General features: G+C 33.7%; 18 protein-coding genes. 14 read left to right on the forward strand and 4 right to left on the reverse strand.

Annotated elements, in window-relative coordinates; genetic code table 11:
* Window positions 1-36 precede the first annotated feature (36 nt).
* The 11 genes from ACZ098_RS13980 to ACZ098_RS14030 all read left to right on the forward strand — a co-directional run bounded on the left by ACZ098_RS13980 (window position 37) and on the right by ACZ098_RS14030 (window position 11,897).
* Window positions 37-1,113 (forward strand): N-acetylmuramoyl-L-alanine amidase family protein, encoded by a 1,077-nt coding sequence (locus ACZ098_RS13980; RefSeq protein WP_487312381.1) that lies wholly within the window; start codon window positions 37-39, stop codon window positions 1,111-1,113.
* A gap of 52 nt (window positions 1,114-1,165) precedes the next feature.
* Entirely contained in the window at window positions 1,166-2,326 is a 1,161-nt protein-coding gene (locus tag ACZ098_RS13985; protein WP_487312495.1) for an N-acetylmuramoyl-L-alanine amidase family protein, read from the forward strand.
* A gap of 38 nt (window positions 2,327-2,364) precedes the next feature.
* Window positions 2,365-3,321 carry an MlaD family protein gene (locus tag ACZ098_RS13990; RefSeq protein WP_487312382.1) on the forward strand — a complete coding sequence of 319 codons (957 nt, stop codon included), beginning with the start codon at window positions 2,365-2,367 and terminating at the stop codon, window positions 3,319-3,321.
* Window positions 3,322-3,351: 30 nt separating this feature from the next.
* On the forward strand, window positions 3,352-4,677 hold the full coding sequence (locus ACZ098_RS13995; protein WP_487312383.1) for a 4Fe-4S dicluster domain-containing protein: 1,326 nt from the start codon (window positions 3,352-3,354) through the stop codon (window positions 4,675-4,677).
* Between the two features lie 82 nt (window positions 4,678-4,759).
* The gene (locus ACZ098_RS14000; protein ID WP_487312384.1) at window positions 4,760-5,206 is read left to right on the forward strand and encodes an LNS2 domain-containing protein; all 447 of its coding nucleotides are present in this window, start codon (window positions 4,760-4,762) and stop codon (window positions 5,204-5,206) included.
* Between the two features lie 72 nt (window positions 5,207-5,278).
* Window positions 5,279-6,070 (forward strand): (Fe-S)-binding protein, encoded by a 792-nt coding sequence (locus tag ACZ098_RS14005; protein WP_487312385.1) that lies wholly within the window; start codon window positions 5,279-5,281, stop codon window positions 6,068-6,070.
* A gap of 54 nt (window positions 6,071-6,124) precedes the next feature.
* Window positions 6,125-6,607, forward strand: a complete 483-nt coding sequence (locus ACZ098_RS14010; protein ID WP_487312386.1) for an ABC transporter ATPase — start codon at window positions 6,125-6,127, stop codon at window positions 6,605-6,607.
* Window positions 6,608-6,745: 138 nt separating this feature from the next.
* Entirely contained in the window at window positions 6,746-9,742 is a 2,997-nt protein-coding gene (locus ACZ098_RS14015) for a serine hydrolase domain-containing protein (RefSeq protein WP_487312387.1), read from the forward strand.
* A 63-nt stretch (window positions 9,743-9,805) separates the two neighbouring features.
* A complete protein-coding gene (locus ACZ098_RS14020) occupies window positions 9,806-10,339 on the forward strand; it encodes a hypothetical protein (protein WP_487312388.1) in 534 nt (177 codons plus the stop codon).
* A gap of 9 nt (window positions 10,340-10,348) precedes the next feature.
* The gene (gene bshA / locus ACZ098_RS14025; RefSeq protein ID WP_487312389.1) at window positions 10,349-11,491 is read left to right on the forward strand and encodes an N-acetyl-alpha-D-glucosaminyl L-malate synthase BshA; all 1,143 of its coding nucleotides are present in this window, start codon (window positions 10,349-10,351) and stop codon (window positions 11,489-11,491) included.
* Window positions 11,442-11,897 carry a protease complex subunit PrcB family protein gene (locus ACZ098_RS14030; RefSeq protein WP_487312390.1) on the forward strand — a complete coding sequence of 152 codons (456 nt, stop codon included), beginning with the start codon at window positions 11,442-11,444 and terminating at the stop codon, window positions 11,895-11,897. The genes bshA and ACZ098_RS14030 overlap by 50 nt, the downstream gene beginning before the upstream one ends.
* Before the next feature lie 52 nt (window positions 11,898-11,949).
* Here the strand turns inward: ACZ098_RS14030 and ACZ098_RS14035 are convergent, their stop codons facing one another.
* The 3 genes from ACZ098_RS14035 to ACZ098_RS14045 all read right to left on the reverse strand — a co-directional run bounded on the left by ACZ098_RS14035 (window position 11,950) and on the right by ACZ098_RS14045 (window position 14,251).
* On the reverse strand, window positions 11,950-12,456 hold the full coding sequence (locus tag ACZ098_RS14035; protein WP_487312391.1) for a hypothetical protein: 507 nt from the start codon (window positions 12,454-12,456) through the stop codon (window positions 11,950-11,952).
* A 139-nt stretch (window positions 12,457-12,595) separates the two neighbouring features.
* Complete coding sequence (locus ACZ098_RS14040; protein ID WP_487312392.1) at window positions 12,596-13,387, reverse strand: hypothetical protein; 792 nt, start codon at window positions 13,385-13,387, stop codon at window positions 12,596-12,598.
* A gap of 33 nt (window positions 13,388-13,420) precedes the next feature.
* Window positions 13,421-14,251, reverse strand: a complete 831-nt coding sequence (locus tag ACZ098_RS14045) for a UDP-2,3-diacylglucosamine diphosphatase (protein WP_487312393.1) — start codon at window positions 14,249-14,251, stop codon at window positions 13,421-13,423.
* Between the two features lie 176 nt (window positions 14,252-14,427).
* On the opposite strand from ACZ098_RS14045, the gene aroC reads away from it, so the two are divergent.
* The 3 genes from aroC to ACZ098_RS14060 all read left to right on the forward strand — a co-directional run bounded on the left by aroC (window position 14,428) and on the right by ACZ098_RS14060 (window position 18,702).
* On the forward strand, window positions 14,428-15,498 hold the full coding sequence (aroC, locus tag ACZ098_RS14050; RefSeq protein ID WP_487312394.1) for a chorismate synthase: 1,071 nt from the start codon (window positions 14,428-14,430) through the stop codon (window positions 15,496-15,498).
* 161 nt (window positions 15,499-15,659) lie between these two features.
* A complete protein-coding gene (locus ACZ098_RS14055; RefSeq protein ID WP_487312395.1) occupies window positions 15,660-16,922 on the forward strand; it encodes a dicarboxylate/amino acid:cation symporter in 1,263 nt (420 codons plus the stop codon).
* A gap of 94 nt (window positions 16,923-17,016) precedes the next feature.
* Window positions 17,017-18,702: a T9SS type A sorting domain-containing protein gene (locus ACZ098_RS14060; protein ID WP_487312396.1), complete on the forward strand. Its 1,686-nt coding sequence runs from the start codon at window positions 17,017-17,019 to the stop codon at window positions 18,700-18,702.
* 49 nt (window positions 18,703-18,751) lie between these two features.
* Here the strand turns inward: ACZ098_RS14060 and ACZ098_RS14065 are convergent, their stop codons facing one another.
* The gene (locus ACZ098_RS14065) at window positions 18,752-19,168 is read right to left on the reverse strand and encodes a thiol-disulfide oxidoreductase DCC family protein (RefSeq protein ID WP_487312397.1); all 417 of its coding nucleotides are present in this window, start codon (window positions 19,166-19,168) and stop codon (window positions 18,752-18,754) included.

A 19,168-nucleotide genomic window follows, 5' to 3' on the forward strand; every position in this document is an offset into this window, starting at 1 on the left:
ATAAACTAGCAGTTTTAATTAAAATTAACGTTACAAATGAAATTTACATATAAATCGGCACTAATACTCTTATTTTTAACTTTTTGTATCGTAAATAGTGTCTTTTCTCAGAGCGAAAAGTTCACAATTATTTTGGATGCAGGTCATGGTGGAAAAGATCCTGGAAATTCCTATCACGGCTTTGTAGAAAAAGACATTGCATTGAAAACCACTTTAAAAGTTGGTGAGTATCTTGCTAAAGATCGGGATTTTAAAATTATTTATACCAGAGTCACCGACGAATTTATAGAATTGGTTAATCGTCCTAAAATTGCAAATAAAGCCAATGCCAATTTGTTTGTTTCAATTCATTGTAATTCGGTTAAAAATTTTGGTCCAGCAGGTACCGAAACTTTTGTAATGGGTTTATCGCGTGCCGATATGAATTTGGAAGTTGCCAAAAGTGAAAACGCCGTAATTTATCTGGAAGACAATTACAAACAAACTTATAAAGGTTTTGACCCCAAAAATCCTGAGTCGTTGTTAGGTTTGACTATAGTTCAAGAAGATAATTTGAATAACAGTATCAATTTAGCAACTAAAATTCAAGATAATTTTACCACTAAGTTAAGTAGAAAAACTCGAGGCGTAAAGCAACAGCCACTTTGGGTTCTTGATGCTGCATACATGCCAAGTGTGCTTATTGAATTGGGTTTTTTATCCAATAAAGAAGAAGGTGAATTTTTAAATTCAGAGGAAGGACAAAACAGTATGGCGAAACAAATTGCCGATGCCATAATTCACTACAAAAACGAATATCTAGGACAGTTGGATACTGAGATGCAACCACAAACTCAAATACAAAGCGAAACAGCAACAAAATCTGCAGTGGATTACAATGAAAAAGTTTATAAAATTCAGTTATTAGCCAGTAGTAAAAATATCGATTTGGTACCTAGTAATTTTGAAGGATTGACCTCTATTTCATCGGTTTACAATACTAATTTGTATAAATATTATTATGGCGAAACAAACAATTACGAGGAGGCTTTGCTATTAAAAGCTGAAGCTTTAAGTAAAGGATTTTCGTCAGCCTTTATTGTTGCTTATAAAAATGGAATACAAACAGATTAAAATTAAGTTTTTAAACATTTATACTTAAATTTGTAAAAAATATATTTTGAAAATTTCAACCCTACATAAAGTTATATTCATTCTGTCACTACTACTTTTTTTTATTGGTTTTGATAGCTACTCGCAGTCTGGAAAATTTAAAGTTACACTAGATGCCGGACATGGTGATCATGATTTTGGAGCAGTGTATAACGGACATATTGAGAAAAAAATTGCCTTAGCTATTGTTCTAAAAGTAGGAAAGTTATTAGATAAAAATCCAGGTATTGAGGTAATTTATACAAGAAAAACCGATGTTTTTATAGGTTTGGTCGAGCGTGCCAATATTGCCAACAGAGCCGATTCGCATATTTTTGTATCCATTCATTGCAATGCCAATAAAAATACAGTTGCCGATGGAACCGAAACTTATGTAATGGGTATGTCCAAAAACGCCTCCAACTTAGAAGCAGCCAAAAAAGAAAACTCGGTAATTACTTTAGAAAAAGATTACAAAAATAAATACGAAGGTTTTAATCCGAACAAGCCCGAATCGATGTTGGGAATGACCATCATGCAAGAAGAGTTTATAGAAAACAGCATTGTTTTAGCTGGAAAAGTTCAAGATCGATTTGTAAAAGATTTAGGTAAGAAAAGTCGTGGTGGTGGTGTAAAACAAGCACCATATATGGTTTTACACAAGGCTTACATGCCAAGAGTTTTAATTGAAACGGGTTTTATTTCTAATCCGAAAGAAGGCGCTTATTTGGATTCGGAGGAAGGACAGAACGAAATTGCCAAAGCTATTGCCGATGCAATAATTAGTTATAAAAAAGAAAATTTTGATGGCGGAAGTTACGAAGCACCTTCTGAAAAGCCATCCGATCGTGTTGAAGATGTTCCAACAAAAGCGGTTAGTTCCAATAAAATAGATTCGGTAAAAGATAAAATTGAAACTAAAACAGTTGAAAATACTAGTGGTGTAGTTTTTAAAGTACAACTTTCGGCAAGTGCTAAAAAAGTAGAGACTGTTTCAAGCAACTTTAAAGGATTAAAAAACGTATCTGTTTCTAAAAGCGGTTCTATTTATAAATATCTTTACGGCAATACATCTAATTATGATGAAGCAAAAAAACTATTGACCGATGCTAAAGGTAAAGGTTATACAACAGCTTTTATAATTGCTTTTAAAGATGGAAAAAGTATCAGTGTCAAAGAAGCAATTAGTCAATAACCCAATTATTTTATCTAATTTTGTAAAAAATTACTATTTTGAAATTAACAAGAGAAATTAAAACAGCAGTATTAGTTATTGCATCAATCCTATTATTTATTTGGGGTTACCGATTTTTACAAGGAAGCGATTTGCTTTCAAGCTATAAAAAATTATATGTTCAATACGATAATGTTGAAGGATTAATTCCGTCATCGCCAGTTACTTTAAACGGTTTAACAATCGGAAAAGTTAAAGCAATTGATTTGAAACCTGATGGAAAACTTTTAGTAGAATTGCAAATAAAAAACGATTTTCCAATAACCAAAGGTAGTATTGCCGAAATTTATTCGCCAAGCCCAATTGGAGGAAAGCAAATTGCTATCATAGTGAATACCAAAAATAGTGTTCCAACTGAGTCTGAAGAATTTTTAGTTTCATCTGTAAAACCTGGAATGTTAGACGGAATTGTGGGTCAAATCGATCCTTTGAAGCAAAAACTTGAAAAATTATTAGACAACGCAAATGTTGTAATGCTAAGTGTGAATCAAATTTTTGATGCCAAGACTAGAGAAAATTTACAAGCAAGTTTGGCTAATTTAAATGAAACCATTGCTCAGTTTAAAATTGCCTCAACTCAAGTAAACTCTTTGCTAGCTGCAAATAACTCAAAAATTTCCAATACCATGACTAATGTGGAAAAGGCTTCGGGTAATTTTTCAAAATTATCAGATTCTTTGGCACAAGCAAATATTGGTCAAACCGTAAAAGCATTAGAAAAAACAATTGTTAACGTTGATAAAATGATGGCTAGTTTAGAATCGGGAAAAGGTACTATGGGCAAACTTATTAAAGATGAAACGTTGTACAATAATTTTTCTAAAACCTCGAAAGAGTTAGAATTGTTATTACAAGATGTTCGATTGTATCCAACACGATATGTTAATATATCATTATTTGGTAAGAAAAACAAACCTTATACTGGTCCAAAAGCATCCGATACTATTAAAAAATAATGTTTTTTTCAATTTAATAACTCTAAAGAGATGAGCTATTTAGACAATATATTTTTCGCAATTATTCTACTACTAGGAGTAGGTTATTTTACTGTTAATGTTAAAAAATTAATCCGTAATATCAAATTAGGAAGAGAAGTTAATCGAACCGATAATCCATCAGCTCGATGGAACAATATGGCTTTGATTGCACTTGGACAATCTAAAATGGTAAAAAAACCTGTGATGGGAATTTTACACATAATAGTATACGTAGGGTTTATTGTTATTAATCTCGAAGTTTTAGAAATCATAATCGATGGATTATTTGGTACACATAGAGTTTTTGAATTTTTAGGTAGTTTTTATAATGTACTGATCGGAAGTTTTGAAATCTTAGCGTTATTAGTATTAGTTTCAGTCTTGATTTTTTGGTTACGTCGTAATGTTATCAAATTAAAACGTTTCATAAGTTCAGATTTAAAAGGTTGGCCAAAATCAGACGCCAATTACATTCTGTATTTTGAAGTAGTTTTGATGTCCTTATTTTTACTAATGAATGCTTCCGATTTTTGGTTGCAACAAGCTGGAGTTTCGCATTACGTGCAAGCCGGTTCTTTTCCAGTGAGTCATTTTATTTCTCCTATCTTTAATGGAATGTCAGAAAGCGCCGTTGTAATGTTGGAAAGAACATTCTGGTGGTTGCATATTTCTGGAATTTTAGTGTTCTTAAATTACCTTTATTATTCAAAACATTTACATATTTTACTAGCGTTTCCAAATACTTATTTTGCCGATTTAAATCCAAAAGGTCAATTTGATAATTTAGAAAGTGTTACCAACGAAGTAAAATTAATGATGGATCCAAATGCCGATCCGTATGCGACTCCAGTAGTAGATGAGAACGCGGTGCCAAGTAAATTTGGAGCTTCTGATGTTCAAGATTTAAATTGGGTTCAATTGTTAAACGCTTACACTTGCACCGAATGTGGAAGATGTACCGATGCTTGTCCAGCAAATCAAACGGGTAAAAAACTTTCGCCTAGAAAAATCATGATGGATACGCGTGATAGGATGGAAGAAGTAGGAAGAAATATTGATAAAAATAAAGGTGTTTTTATTCCAGATAATATATCCTTGTTAAATAATTACATCACTGCCGAAGAGCTTTGGGCATGTACCTCTTGCAATGCTTGTGTAGAAGAATGTCCAGTAAACATTAGCCCATTGTCGATAATTATGGACATGAGAAGATTTTTGGTTATGGAGCAAAGTGCGGCGCCAATGTCTTTAAATGCGATGATGACTAATATTGAAAATAATGGCGCGCCATGGCAATACAATCAACAAGATCGTTTGAATTGGAAAAACGAATAAAATGAATAACAAACAATTTTCTATAATGTGAGGTTAGAAAAATGTTGATGCATACAATTAATAATTTTTTAAAAAAGAAAAGATGAACACAGAAGACATTGAAAAAAACCTCCAACCGTTAACTGAAAATGGTGAATTAATCAGTCCAATTTTAGCAAACGGAATTAAGAATTATCTTATAGATATTGACGGAACTATTTGCGACGATATTCCTAATGAGCAACCAGAACGTATGCTTACAGCAGAATTATATCCAGATGCTTTAGTCACCTTAAATAAATGGTATGATGAAGGTCATGTAATTTTCTTTTTTACCTCAAGAACGGAAGCACATAGAGAAGTTACCGAACAATGGCTTAAAAAGCATGGTTTCAAATACCACGGCATGGTAATGGGAAAACCAAGAGGAGGAAACTATCATTGGATTGATAATCATTTGGTTAAAGCTACTCGCTACCGTGGAAAATTTACCGATTTAATTGAAAAAGAAGTAACCATCGAGGTTTTTGACGATGGACAACATGAATAAGTGTTTTGATTATTTGTTCATTTGGTAATTCGAATAAACAAATAACCAAATAACCACATAAATATTAAAAAAATGTCAGAAGTATTGAACGTGCCAACAATGGCCGAAATGTTAGCGCAAGGCAAGCAACCAGAAGTATTATTTTGGGTTGGATGTGCAGGAAGTTTTGATGATAGAGCCAAAAAGATTACAAAAGCATTTGTAAAAATTTTAAATCGTGCCAATGTAGAATTCGCAGTTCTAGGAACTGAGGAAAGTTGTACTGGTGATCCAGCAAAACGTGCAGGAAATGAATTTGCTTTTCAAATGCAAGCCATGATGAACATTGAGGTTCTAAATGCTTATGAAGCTAAAAAAATTGTAACTGCCTGTCCACATTGTTTCAATACACTAAAAAATGAATATCCCGAATTAGGAGGAAAATACGAAGTCATTCATCATACAGAGTTCCTAAAATCACTATTAGACGCTGGCAGATTAAGTATTGAAGGCGGACAGTTTAAAGGCAAAAAAATTACTTTTCATGATCCGTGTTATCTTGGAAGAGCCAATAATATTTATGAAGCGCCAAGAGAATTAATCGAAAAATTAGATGCCGAATTGGTAGAAATGAAGCGTTCTAAAGCTAACGGTTTGTGTTGCGGTGCTGGTGGAGCGCAAATGTTTAAAGATGCCGAACCGGGTAACAAAGAAGTAAATATTTTAAGAACAGAACAAGCTTTAGAAACCAAACCAGACATCATCGCAGCAGGTTGTCCTTTTTGTAATACCATGATGACTGACGGTGTAAAAAACAAAGAAAAAGAAGCTGATGTAAAAGTTATGGATATTGCCGAACTTATTGCTAATGCGCAAGATTTATAACTCTTTTGACATTTTAGATATATAAGTATCTAATATCTAAAATCTAATATTATTATGTATATACCTTTCGAAAATTTACCAGAAGAGTCTAGAATCTGGATTTATCAATCTAGCAGAAAATTTTCAGAAGCTGAAGTGACTGATATTGAAAAAGATTTGGTCGATTTTATTACTAATTGGGCAGCGCACGGAACTTCGTTGGAAGCTTCTTATCAGATAAAATACAATCGATTCATTATCCTTGCGGTCAATCAAGAAGTACAACAAGCAACAGGTTGTTCTATTGATAAATCGGTTGAATTTATTCAGCAATTAGAGCAAAAATATGAAGTTGATTTACTAGATAAAATGAACGTAGCCTTCAAGCAAGGTGAATTTGTTACTTACAAAACTTTATTAGAATTTAAAAAATTAGCTAAGGACAAATCAGTTTCAGAAAATACAATCGTCTTTAACAATTTAGTCAATACTATTGAAGAATTTAAAGATGGTTGGGAAATTCCAGCAGCAGAGAGTTGGCACAGCCGTTTTTTCTAATCTTAAAGTTTCTTAAAATTTGAAATAATTTTCTTGCCAATTCGTTTTTATTAAAAAGTTAGATGAGAGTCTAACTTTTCGATTACTATATAATTTCATTACTTATAATCAAATTGAGAATAAGTCAAAAATACAACAATGAAAAATACCCTTCAATTAGCATCGTTATTTATAATTTTACTTTCAGTAACCAATTGCGGTACAAAAAAAAACACGAATACCATCAATCGTGCGATAGTAGCTGTAGCAACAATTGAACCTGAATACGAGCCACAACCTAAAGATCAACGCAAAAATTTCTTTCCAGAAACTGAAGCTGAAACCAAATGGGTAGATAGCGTTTATAAAAATCTAACTTTTGACGAACGGATTGGTCAATTATTTATGGTTGCAGCCTATTCCAACAAAGATGAAACTCATTTTAAAGAATTGGATAAGCTTATTGAAGAAAGTAAAGTTGGTGGATTAATTTTTTTTCAAGGTGGACCAAATCGTCAAGCAGTTCTAACAAATCGATTTCAAGGTAAATCCAAAACACCTTTGTTTATTGGAATTGATGCCGAATGGGGTTTGAGTATGCGATTGGATTCTACCTATAAGTATCCATGGAATATGACGCTTGGAGCGGTTCGAGATTTGAATTTGATTAAAAAAGTTGGCGAAAATATGGCCAAAGAATCTAAAAGGTTAGGAGTTCAGTTCAATTTTGCTCCGGTATTAGATATCAATACCAATCCTAAAAACCCAATTATTGGTCATCGTTCTTTTGGTGAAGATAAAACTAATGTTACCGAACATGCCATTGCATTGATGAACGGCGCGCAAAGTCAAGGTATTTTTTCGACCGGAAAACATTTTCCAGGTCATGGCGATACGGCAACCGATTCGCATTATGCATTACCCTTGGTCAATTTTTCTAAAGATCGATTGGAAAACGTAGAACTTTATCCGTACAAACGTATGTTTGATGAAGGATTAGTGTCTGTTATGGTAGCGCATCTTAATGTTCCTAGTTTAGAACAAAAAGAGAATGTACCTACGTCGGTTTCATATAATGTGGTTACTAATTTGCTTCAAAAAGAACTTGGTTTTGATGGCTTAATATTTACAGATGCCCTAAATATGAAAGCGGCAAGTAAATATTTGAGTCCTGGAGATATTGATTTACAGGCATTTTTAGCCGGAAATGATATTCTGCTTTTTCCAGAAAACGTGCCATTGGCTTATGAAAAAATATGCGCTGCCTATCAGGATTCTATTATTACAGAAGACCGATTAGCATTATCTGTCAAAAAGATTTTACATTACAAATACAAATCGGGATTGCATAAATTCAAACCAATCGAAACTCGAAATTTAGATCAAGATTTGAATGCATCATCCAAAGATGCTTTGCAATATCAACTGTACGAACATGCCATTACAGTATTAAAAAATCAAGACAACATTCTTCCGATTAAAAAATTAGATCAAAAAATTGCCTATGTAAAACTTGGTGATGATGTAAATTCAGCCTTTGTTTCAACTCTTAAAAAGTATACAGATGTAACTGAAGTTGCTTCAGATAATATAGATTCGTTGAACGTAAAATTAAAGTCTTTTAATACGGTGATTGTTGGTTTTCATAAATCGGATAGAGCTTGGAAAAAGCATGATTTTACTGAGACAGAATTAGTTTGGTTGCAAAAAATTGCAGACAATAATGTGGTTATTTTAGACGCTTTTACTAAGCCCTATTCGCTTTCTCCTGTTGTAAATTTTGACGGAATCGAAGCGGTAATTATGTCGTATCAGAATTCTGACATCGCACAAGAAGTTTCTGCCGAATTGCTATTTGGAGGATTTTCTGCACAAGGAAAATTACCAGTTACAATAAACGAATTATTTCCAGTAAACTTTGGTTTGCAAACCGATGTTATCAACCGACTTGGTTTCACAGCACCAGAAAATGTAGGAATGAGTAAAGAAATTTTGTCAAAAATTGACGGAATTGCTACTAAAGCTATCGATGCAAAAATGACGCCAGGCATTCAACTTTTAGTGGCAAGAAGAGGTAAAGTAATCTATCAAAAATCGTATGGGTTTCATACCTATGAAAATAAAGAAAAGGTTAAAAATAGTGATATTTATGATATAGCTTCGATTACTAAAATGGTTTCGACATTGCCAAATGTGATGCTAGCTTACGATAAAAAACAAGTGTCTTTAGATAGTAAGTTGGGCGATATGCTTCCGGTTTTCAAAAACTCTAACAAGCAAGATATTAATTTTAAAGAATTGCTTTCTCACTATGCACAGCTTCAAGCGTGGATCCCGTTTTACAAGCAAACGTTGGACAGCCTAGGAAAACCATCCGATAAATATTATAGCAAAATTGCAACGGCCGATTTTTCCAAACAAGTTTCGGATAGTCTTTTCATTAAAAACGATTATCAAGATACGATCATGAAACAGATTGTAGAGAGTAAACTAATTGATAAAAAAGAATACCGATACAGCGATTTTACATTTATAATTTTTAAAGAGTATTTGGAAAAATTATATGGAAAATCGATTAGCGATTTGAGTCAGGAGAATTTCTATAAAGCACTAGGAATGAACAATACCACATACAATCCGTTGCAAAAATTTGATAAGTCGGTTATTCCTCCAACAGAAATAGATACTTATTTTCGTCATAGTTTAGTACAAGGTTACGTTCATGATATGGAAGCTGCAATGGAAGGTGGAATTGCAGGTCATGCCGGTATTTTCTCCAATGCTATGGATGTAGCTAAAATGATGCAGATGTATCTCAATCGAGGAAATTATGGAGGCATTCAATACATTACCAATACTACTTTTGATACTTTTAATACCTGTCATTTTTGTGCTCAAGGAAACAGAAGAGGTTTAGGATTTGACAAACCTCAAATAAATGGTGCTGGTCCAACTTGCGGTTGTGTTTCAATGTCAAGTTTTGGCCATACGGGTTTTACAGGTACGATGGCATGGGCAGATCCTGAAACCGAAATTATTTATGTTTTTCTTTCCAACAGGACATTCCCTGATTCAAATGCTGCCAACAGATTGTCTAAGGAAAATATTCGTGAAGATATTCAGAAAGTAATTCAAAGTGCAATTTTGGACCGTTAGATTTCTTATATTTGATGTGAAATAGTTTGAACCTAAAATTATAGCTTAATAAATCTTAAAATAATGATTAAAAATTTATCTATTATAAGTTTTGTATTTGTTTTACTCGCAAGTTGTTCTAAAGATAACGATCAAGCAAGTAGTAATACTGATCCAATTGTTAATCCAAATAATATATCCAACATCAACATAAATCAGGTTTCTTTTCAGCCTACAATATCACCTGCCACGTTGTCTACATTTTTAGAACTTGGCGTTAATAATGGTCAAGCCAACAGGAGGACATTTACACTCATAAAAAACGATCAAACATTTAGTACAAATGGAGATATGGAAATAAAAATAACCTATCCCAATAGTAATGCTTCTATAAATGGCACATATAATTTCATTAATAATAATTTACCTAATAATGAAATGGCAACTGGTTCATTTATTAACACCAATGATAATTATATTTTTAAACAAGGTGCAGTAACAATTACTGATATTGGAAATAATTTTTTTAAAATTACTTTTGTTAATGCATCAATATCTCCATTCTCAAGCAGTCTGCAAATACCAGTAACTGGATATTACGAGGGAAAATTCTTTTAAATTAAAACTATGAAAATTGCAATAGTTTGTTATCCAACCTTTGGTGGTAGTGGCGTTGTTGCTACTGAACTTGGTTTGGAATTAGCCCATCGCGGACACGAAATACACTTTATTACCTACCGACAACCAGTTCGATTGGCACTTTTAAACTCCAATGTACATTATCACGAAGTCAATGTTCCTGAATATCCATTATTTCATTATCAACCTTACGAATTGGCACTGTCAAGTAAGTTGGTTGATATGGTGAAATTATATAAAATTGAGCTGCTTCATGTTCATTATGCCATTCCACACGCTTACGCAGGATATATGGCTAAGCAAATGTTAAAAGACGAAGGTATTGTAATTCCAATGGTAACAACGCTTCATGGTACCGATATTACCTTGGTTGGAAATCATCCATTTTATAAAACAGCAGTAAGTTTTAGCATCAATAAATCAGATGTTGTGACCTCTGTTTCTCAAAGTCTTAAAGACGATACCTACAAATTGTTCAACATTAAAAAAGATATTCATGTTGTTCCCAATTTTATCGAATTAGGGAAAGACAGAAACGAACGCGAAATTCGATGTGAACGTTCGGTTATGGCAAAACCAGAAGAGCGAATCATAACACACATTAGTAATTTCAGAAAGATAAAACGAATTCCAGATATAATAAAAATATTTTATAAAGTGCAACAAAGTTTACCAGCCAAACTGATGATGGTAGGTGATGGACCTGAAAAAGAAAAGGCAGAACGTTTGTGCGAAGAACTAGGTGTCCAAGATAAAGTGATCTTTTTTGGAAACAGTAATGAAATTGATAAGATTTTATCCTACACCGATTTATTTTTGCTACCATCAGAAACCGAAAGTTTTGGACTTGCAGCATTAGAAGCAATGGCTTGGAGTGTTCCGGTAATATCAAGTAATTCGGGTGGTTTGCCTGAAGTAAATTTTGATGGAATTTCAGGTTATCTTTCAGATGTTGGAAATATTGATGAGATGGCGGACAATGCGTTGAAAATTTTAAGCAATATTGAAACGTTAAATACGTTTAAAAAGAATGCGCTTCAAGTTGCCAAACAATTTGATATTAAAAATATTTTACCAATTTATGAAGACATTTACCAAAAAGCAATTCAGTCAATTCATGAAAAAATTTAGCGTACTAGCATTTGCTATTATTCTAACTTCGTGTTCAACTTTTAAAAAACCACTCGAGTCCAAACCGTTGTATGATGTGCTTTTTGGAAGCGATTATGGTGGCGGTAGTTTTCAATTTTACGAAATAATATCAGAAGAGAATGAATTCAAAATGCTACTTAATGATGAAATAATTAAACCCTATTTAAAACCAGATGATATTAAAACTTCTAATTTTATTTTGGTCAATATGGGTGAAAAAAACTCAGGTGGCTATACTTTAGAAGTCGAAAGTATTCAGGAGTTAGCCGATAAAATCAGCATTACTTTGAAAGAAGTCCCACCATCAGGAATGGCTACAACTGCGATTACAAAACCATATTATATCCTTAAAGTAAAATCTAAAAAGCCAATTGAAATAAAATAAAAAAATCCCGAGAACTACTTCTTGGGATTTTTTGTTGTATTAAATTCAAAGACTAGAATCTGTAACGGATAGCTAAAGCTAAATCTGGTCCAAAATTATCATCTCTAAAATTATCATTGTCATTAAAATACAATTCTGGTCTAATATCTAGAGCCAATTGAATTGGAGCTTCTTGAAAATTGTACTCGATTCCTAGGTCACCAGCAATAAATGCGAATGTACCATCATCTTCGAATCTGTCGTTTCCAATTCTTCTGTCATAACTCCAGCTTCCTAAACCACCACCAACACCAGCGTACCAGTTAAAACCTCCTTCAATATTCCAAACCCATTGGTATAAACCTGTAAGTTTGAAAGCATCTACATCATTACTGTTTCTGAAACCTAAATCCAACTCCAAACGGTTGTTATCTCCTAGACCTCTTTGGTACGATATTTCTCCACCAAATCCGTCGTTATCTCCTAAACGTAATCCTAATGCGTTTTTTGAAATGTCTTGTGCTTGTGCGCTAAATGCTAATCCGATTAACATAAAAGCTGATAAAATTACTTTCTTCATAAATTGATTTATTTAAATTAGTTATGCAAATATCATACTATGCTTGATTTTTATCGTTACATAATAATGATAAAGTGTTACACAATTTTTAGCAGGCTAATAACTAACTGAAATATAGGATTTTAAAATTTAGAAATAATTAATTTACTTCATAAACATCTAAAAATTCCTCTTGAGTTTGGTTTCCAGATGCCGGAATTGGAAGAAAATCTGCCAATTGAGGATTGAACTCGTAAGTAATAGCGGTGTTATTATAAACCATTCCAATGTCTTTACTATAATATTGTGTTGCCGTAATTACATCTTGTTGGTCTAACAAGTTTAAAGTAACAGGAAAAGGAGTTCCTGGAATCGTAGTTGTGGTAGTGATCTTTAAAGTCAAAACAATTTTTGTTTTTTTAACATCAGTATACACGGTACCATCTGGTGAAGTAAATGTTGGTAAACTACCATCGGCAACAGATTTTAAAGTATAATTGAATGTCAGCGGAAATGTATCAAAAGTCTGTGAAAAGGTTCCCGTTGTGGTGCTTAATTGCGCATTTGCTGAAGCATTTTCATCAAGTACGGTGAAATTTGAAACTGTTAAATTTAAAGGTAATCCAGTTCCTAGATCAAAATTCAAGCCACCGCTCAGAACCACTTTTGAACCATTGATCTTCAATCCGTTTTCTGCTAAAGAATTCGTGAAAAAACCAAAAGGTAAAAATTGCGACTTCATTTTTTTGAAATCACTATTTTCAATTATAGTATCGCCAGCTACGTAAAGCGAATCTCTTCCAATAGTTTGTCCTTGTACATCGTACGTCCAAAAATTGCCACTTGCCAAAGGAAAATAATTTGCAGAAGTTCCAATTGCGTTTTCTTCGTCAGTAGAACAAGATGTAAATAATGCCAAAAAAAGGATTGCGTATAAAAAAGTAGGTTTCATATTTTATCATATTAATTGGCTAATATAACAAAATTATTTCTTCGACATAATTATTGATGCAACTAATTGTTGGTTAATTAAGTCGTCCATTTGAAACAAATCTTCCTCTTCCGTTGCAACAAAATCAGAATGTTTATACATTTTCCATCGTTTTTTGTTGTATTCCAATGCAGTTAAATTTTCAACCCAATCGCCAGAGTTTAAATACAACGTAGAACCATTTTTATTTTCTTTCCATGTAATTTTAGGTTCATGAATGTGTCCGCAAATCACATAGTCGTATTTTTTTTCTATAGCCAAATCGGTAGCAGTGGTTTCAAAATCGGAAATGAATTTCACCGCTTTTTTCACACTAGCTTTAATTTTTTTCGAAAACGAATACGGTTCCTTTCCCATTTTAGAAAGACACCAGTTAACGAATCGATTGGTCAATATTAAATAATCATAACCTAAACCTCCTAATTTTGCAACCCATTTAGAGTGTTGTACCGAAGCATCAAAAACATCGCCATGAAAAATCCATGCCTTCTTATCATCATCAAGAGTCAAAACCAGCTTGTCTATAATCGAGAAATTTCCAACAATAGAATCGCTAAATTTCCGAAGCATTTCGTCATGGTTTCCTGTAATATAATATACTTTCGTTCCTTTCGAAGTCATGTCAATAATTTTCTTAATCACTTTTAAATGCGATTTTGGGAAATACGACTTTCTAAATTGCCAAATATCAATTATATCGCCGTTCAGCACCAACGTTTTAGGTTTAATACTCGATAAATACTGTAACAATTCTTTTGCATGCGATCCAAAAGTTCCTAAATGAACATCCGATAACACCACCAATTCAACTTTTCGTTTTTTCAAAATAGTATAATTTGAAGTTTTACAAATTACACCTTCAATTGTGAATTGAAATTTAGTTAAACGTTAAGAAATTAATTTCTTTCAACATTGTTTTCAACATTTTGACTTTTATATTTTAAACCTTAATATTTTTAAACTTTAAACAATAATCCTATATTTGTTGAAAACATCATAAAATGGCTGGAAATAGCTACGGAACACTTTTTAAAATCACCACTTTTGGCGAATCCCACGGCGAAGCATTGGGCGGAATTATAGACGGTTGTCCTGCTGGAATTACACTAGATTTAGAGGCAATTCAACACGAAATGCAGCGCAGAAAACCAGGACAATCGGTCATCGTTACCCAACGAAAAGAAGAAGATGAAGTACAACTTTTATCAGGACTATTCGAAGGAAAAACTACCGGGACGCCAATTGGTTTTTTAATTCCAAATACCAATCAAAAATCAGACGATTACTCGCACATACAAAATTCGTACCGACCTAGTCATGCCGATTATGTGTATGAAAAAAAATACGGAATTCGCGATTATCGTGGTGGTGGAAGAAGTTCGGCTCGCGAAACGGCAAGTCGAGTAGTAGCTGGCGCAATAGCCAAACAAGTTGTAAAAGATATTAAAATCAATGCTTTTGTATCTTCAGTGGGTGAAATATTTATCGATAAACCTTACCAAGATTTAGATTTCTCCTTAACCGAAACCAATGCCGTGCGCTGTCCTGATTTGGCATCGGCTGAAAAAATGGAGCACTACATCAAAGAAATTAAAAAACAAGGCGATACCGTTGGAGGAACCATAACATGTGTAATCCAAAATGTTCCTATCGGATTGGGCGAACCAGTTTTCGATAAACTGCATGCCGAATTAGGAAAAGCCATGCTATCCATAAACGCCGTGAAAGGCTTCGAATTTGGTAGCGGATTTTGCGGCGCACGAATGAAAGGTAGCGAACACAACGATTTATACAACGAAGATGGAACTACCAAAACCAATTTATCGGGCGGAATTCAAGGCGGAATTTCCAACGGAATGGATATCTATTTTCGGGTTGCCTTCAAGCCAGTCGCCACTTTAATCCAAAAACAAGAAGTTTTAACCAATCAAAATACTATTGTAGAACAGCAAGGAAAAGGGCGTCACGATCCATGTGTTGTGCCGCGCGCCGTGCCTATTGTCGAAGCGATGACAGCACTAGTTCTTGCCGATTTTTACCTTATTAACAAAACTTATAATTCTAATTATTAGAAGCAATTCCAGCTATCTGTTGCAAGTTTGCTTGTAAAATGCTTTTTTTCTAAGACCAAAAACGTGCTTCCGTTGGTCGCAGTTTTTAGTCATGAAAAAATAGCGTTTTCCTTCACAAAGCTTCCCACTACTATCTGGGCTAAAACATAAATACTTTTAAAATGAACACTATCGAAACTACTCACGAACCTAAAAAGTCGATTCTAAGCAACCTAACATTTCAAATTTTGATAGCAATGGTAATTGGTGCTTTGTTGGGAATTTACATCCACAACAACTATGTTCCAGATGACGCCAAAGGCTTTTCTGATAAAATAAAAATGCTTGCGACCATCTTCATTAGGTTGGTGCAAATGATTATTTCTCCATTGGTTTTCACAACATTAGTCGTTGGAATTGCCAAGCTTGGAGACTTAAAATCAGTTGGTAGAATAGGAGGTCGCGCAATGGCTTGGTTTTTCTCAGCGTCGTTTGTATCGTTAATGATAGGTTTGTTTTGGGTAAACTTTTTAGAACCAGGTGTAGGTTTAAAATTGGGAGAAATAGATTTATCAACAGCTTCCGAAGTAACTAGTAAAACACAAGGATTTTCATTTCAAAATTTTGTAGAACACATCATCCCTAAAAGTATCGTCGAGGCGATGGCTACCAATGAAATTTTGCAAATTGTAATATTTTCAATCTTTTTTGGTTTAGCTGCTGCATCAATAGGTACTTCTGCAAAGCCTGTTGTAAACGCTCTAGACAAAACCTCGCACATCATTTTGAAAATGGTAAATTACGTAATGAAATTTGCACCACTAGGCGTTTTCGGAGCTATTGCAGGCGTATTTGCTATAAAAGATGCTGGAGAATTGCTGATTACGTACAAAAATTTCTTTGCTTCATTCATGGTTGGTATTACATCATTATGGATATTTTTACTACTTGTAGGTTATATTTTCCTAAAAGGTCGCATGACTATTTTATTAAAACGAATTGTAAGTCCGTTGGTAATTGCATTTGGAACCACAAGTTCAGAAGCCGTTTTTCCTAAACTTACCGAAGAATTGGAACGTTTTGGAGTCAAAGACAAAGTAGTTTCATTCATGTTACCACTGGGTTATTCTTTCAATCTTGATGGCAGCATGATGTACATGACTTTCGCTAGTATTTTTATTGCACAAGTATACAATGTTCCTTTAGATTTGCCAACGCAAATGACCATGCTTTTAGTATTAATGCTTACCAGTAAAGGTATTGCCGGTGTGCCAAGAGCAAGTTTGGTTGTGGTCGCGGCAACCTGCGGAATGTTTGATATTCCAATAGAAGGAATTGCTTTAATCTTACCAATAGATCATTTTTGCGATATGTTTAGAAGTGCTACTAATGTTCTTGGAAATGCTCTAGCTACATCTGTTGTTGGCAAATGGGAAAAGGATTAAAATTTAATATTTTATTTAAATATATAGTGATTATAATGATTACGAAGTAAGAATAGTTTATATATTTGTTTACTTAATTATAAAAATAACAAATATGAAAAAAATTACTCAACTTTTCCTAGTAGCGGTATTTGCAACAACCTATTCGTTTGGTCAAGCGAATATTTTTTTGAATGCACCGACTGGAAATACAACCACACAAGTTCGTGTACCAAACGGTACAAGTGCGCATTCATTTATGCGTGGCGCATCTCTTGTTTTAGCTTCTGAATTAAATTCAGTTATTTCAGGAACGTCTCTAAACACTTTTGGTTTTTCTACTACTGCTGGCGCAAATGCAGCGGTAACTGGAACCATGATTGTTTACATGCTAAACTCTGCAGATGTAACATTTACACGCGGAACAGATTGGGCAACAATTATTGCTGGAATGACGCAAGTTTATTCTGGTCCTTATACAGTTCCTGCTAACGCAACCAATATCGATTTAACATTAACTACACCTTTTGTTTATAATGGTGGAGGTATTTACGTTGCTTATGATTTTGTAATGACAGGAACAGCTGCAACAACTCCAGCTACATACAGTGCAAATAGTACTGGACTAGTCAATGGTTGTGTTTCTGCTGCAAGTGCAACTGCCGCTCCAACAACACTTGCTGCAACAAGTTTTAGACCAAGTACACGATTTAGTTATGTAAATCCAAACAGTAATGATGTTGCAGTTGAAAGCGTTAGTTCATTTGGTAATATAGCTACAACATTAGGTTTATCTACACCAATATCTGCAATTGTTAGAAATAAGAGTAATGTTGCGCTAACTAATATAGTTGTTACAGCAGGAGTAAGTGGTGCAAATACCTACAGTAATTCACAAACAATTCCCTCTTTAGCAGCCGGAGCAGCTATTACAGTAAACTTTACTAGCTGGACGCCAACAGCTTTAGGTGCAAATGTTTTAAGTGTTAGCGTTCCAGCAGATCAATTTAATGCTAATAATAGTTTTAATTTTAATACTAATTCAACCTGTTATGTCTCTGGCCAAGGTCAAAGTGCAGTGAGCTATTCTTCTGGTGTAGGATTTAATACAGGAAGTGGAATAATATCAACTCCAATTTTAAATTCAGTTGCCTCAACAATTGCTGGTGTTAATGTAGCAATTTCTTCAGAAACGCCTGCTGCTATGAATGTTGGAAAGACAGTTTTTGGGGTATTATTAAGTAGTTCAGGCGCAATATTGGCACAAAGCCCAAATACTGTTTTAGTTGCTGGCGATTTAAATACCATTAAATCATTTACATTTCCTACTCCAATTGCAATAGCTGCAAACCAACAAGTTCATGTAGGTTTAGCGCAAACAGCCAATGCAACTGCGGGTTATTTTCCACTTGGTTCTTACGTTAATCCAAATTTGACTACGGTATACAATACAAGCGCGTTAACTGGTGGTACTTTAACATTACTAACGACAAATTTAGGACAATTGGGAATAGAAGCTGTATTTTCTGGAAATTGCTCATTAGGAAATGAATCTTTTTCAAATTATTCCTTTACTGTATATCCAAACCCTGTACGTGATTTAGTTTCTATAGAAGGTTCTAATGGATCTAATATACTCTCTTATGAAATTGCTGATTTAAACGGAAGAATAGTAAAATCTGGAAATACTATTAATGCTACTACAACGCAAGTAAATATGTCAGATTTACAATCAGGCGTGTACATGATGACTGTTAATTCTGATAATGGAAGTAGTGTAAAGAAAATCATCAAAGAATAACTAATGGCAACCATGATAAAAAAACGACTAAGAAATTAGTCGTTTTTTTTTACGTTAAAAATTTAGCTTTCAATTCAGGTGTTGGAATCATACAACTTTCTTTTTTGCCATACCACTTGTAGCGGTTTTTGGCAATATAATCATAAATTATGTCAGAAAAAGAAGTTGGTAGAAATGTAAAGATTCCCACAACAGAAACCCAACCACTTAAGTTTTTTGCGATTTTTAAAGCCGCTTGCGATTTATAGTAGTAAGCTGTTCCGGGTTCGTAAAGTACAATACTGTCTACTTTATTAGTGTCCAACCCTATTGATTTTAGGATTTCTTGACCGATTTCCGATTGCAATGCTACAAATCGAAAAACGTCTTTCTGGTCGTGCTTAATAATAAACTGTACCGAACTTTCACATAGATTGCAAATCCCATCAAAGAGTACGATCTTTTTATTTTTGGGCAGTTGTATCAT

The sequence above is a fragment of the Flavobacterium sp. SP2 genome, assembly GCF_057626655.1.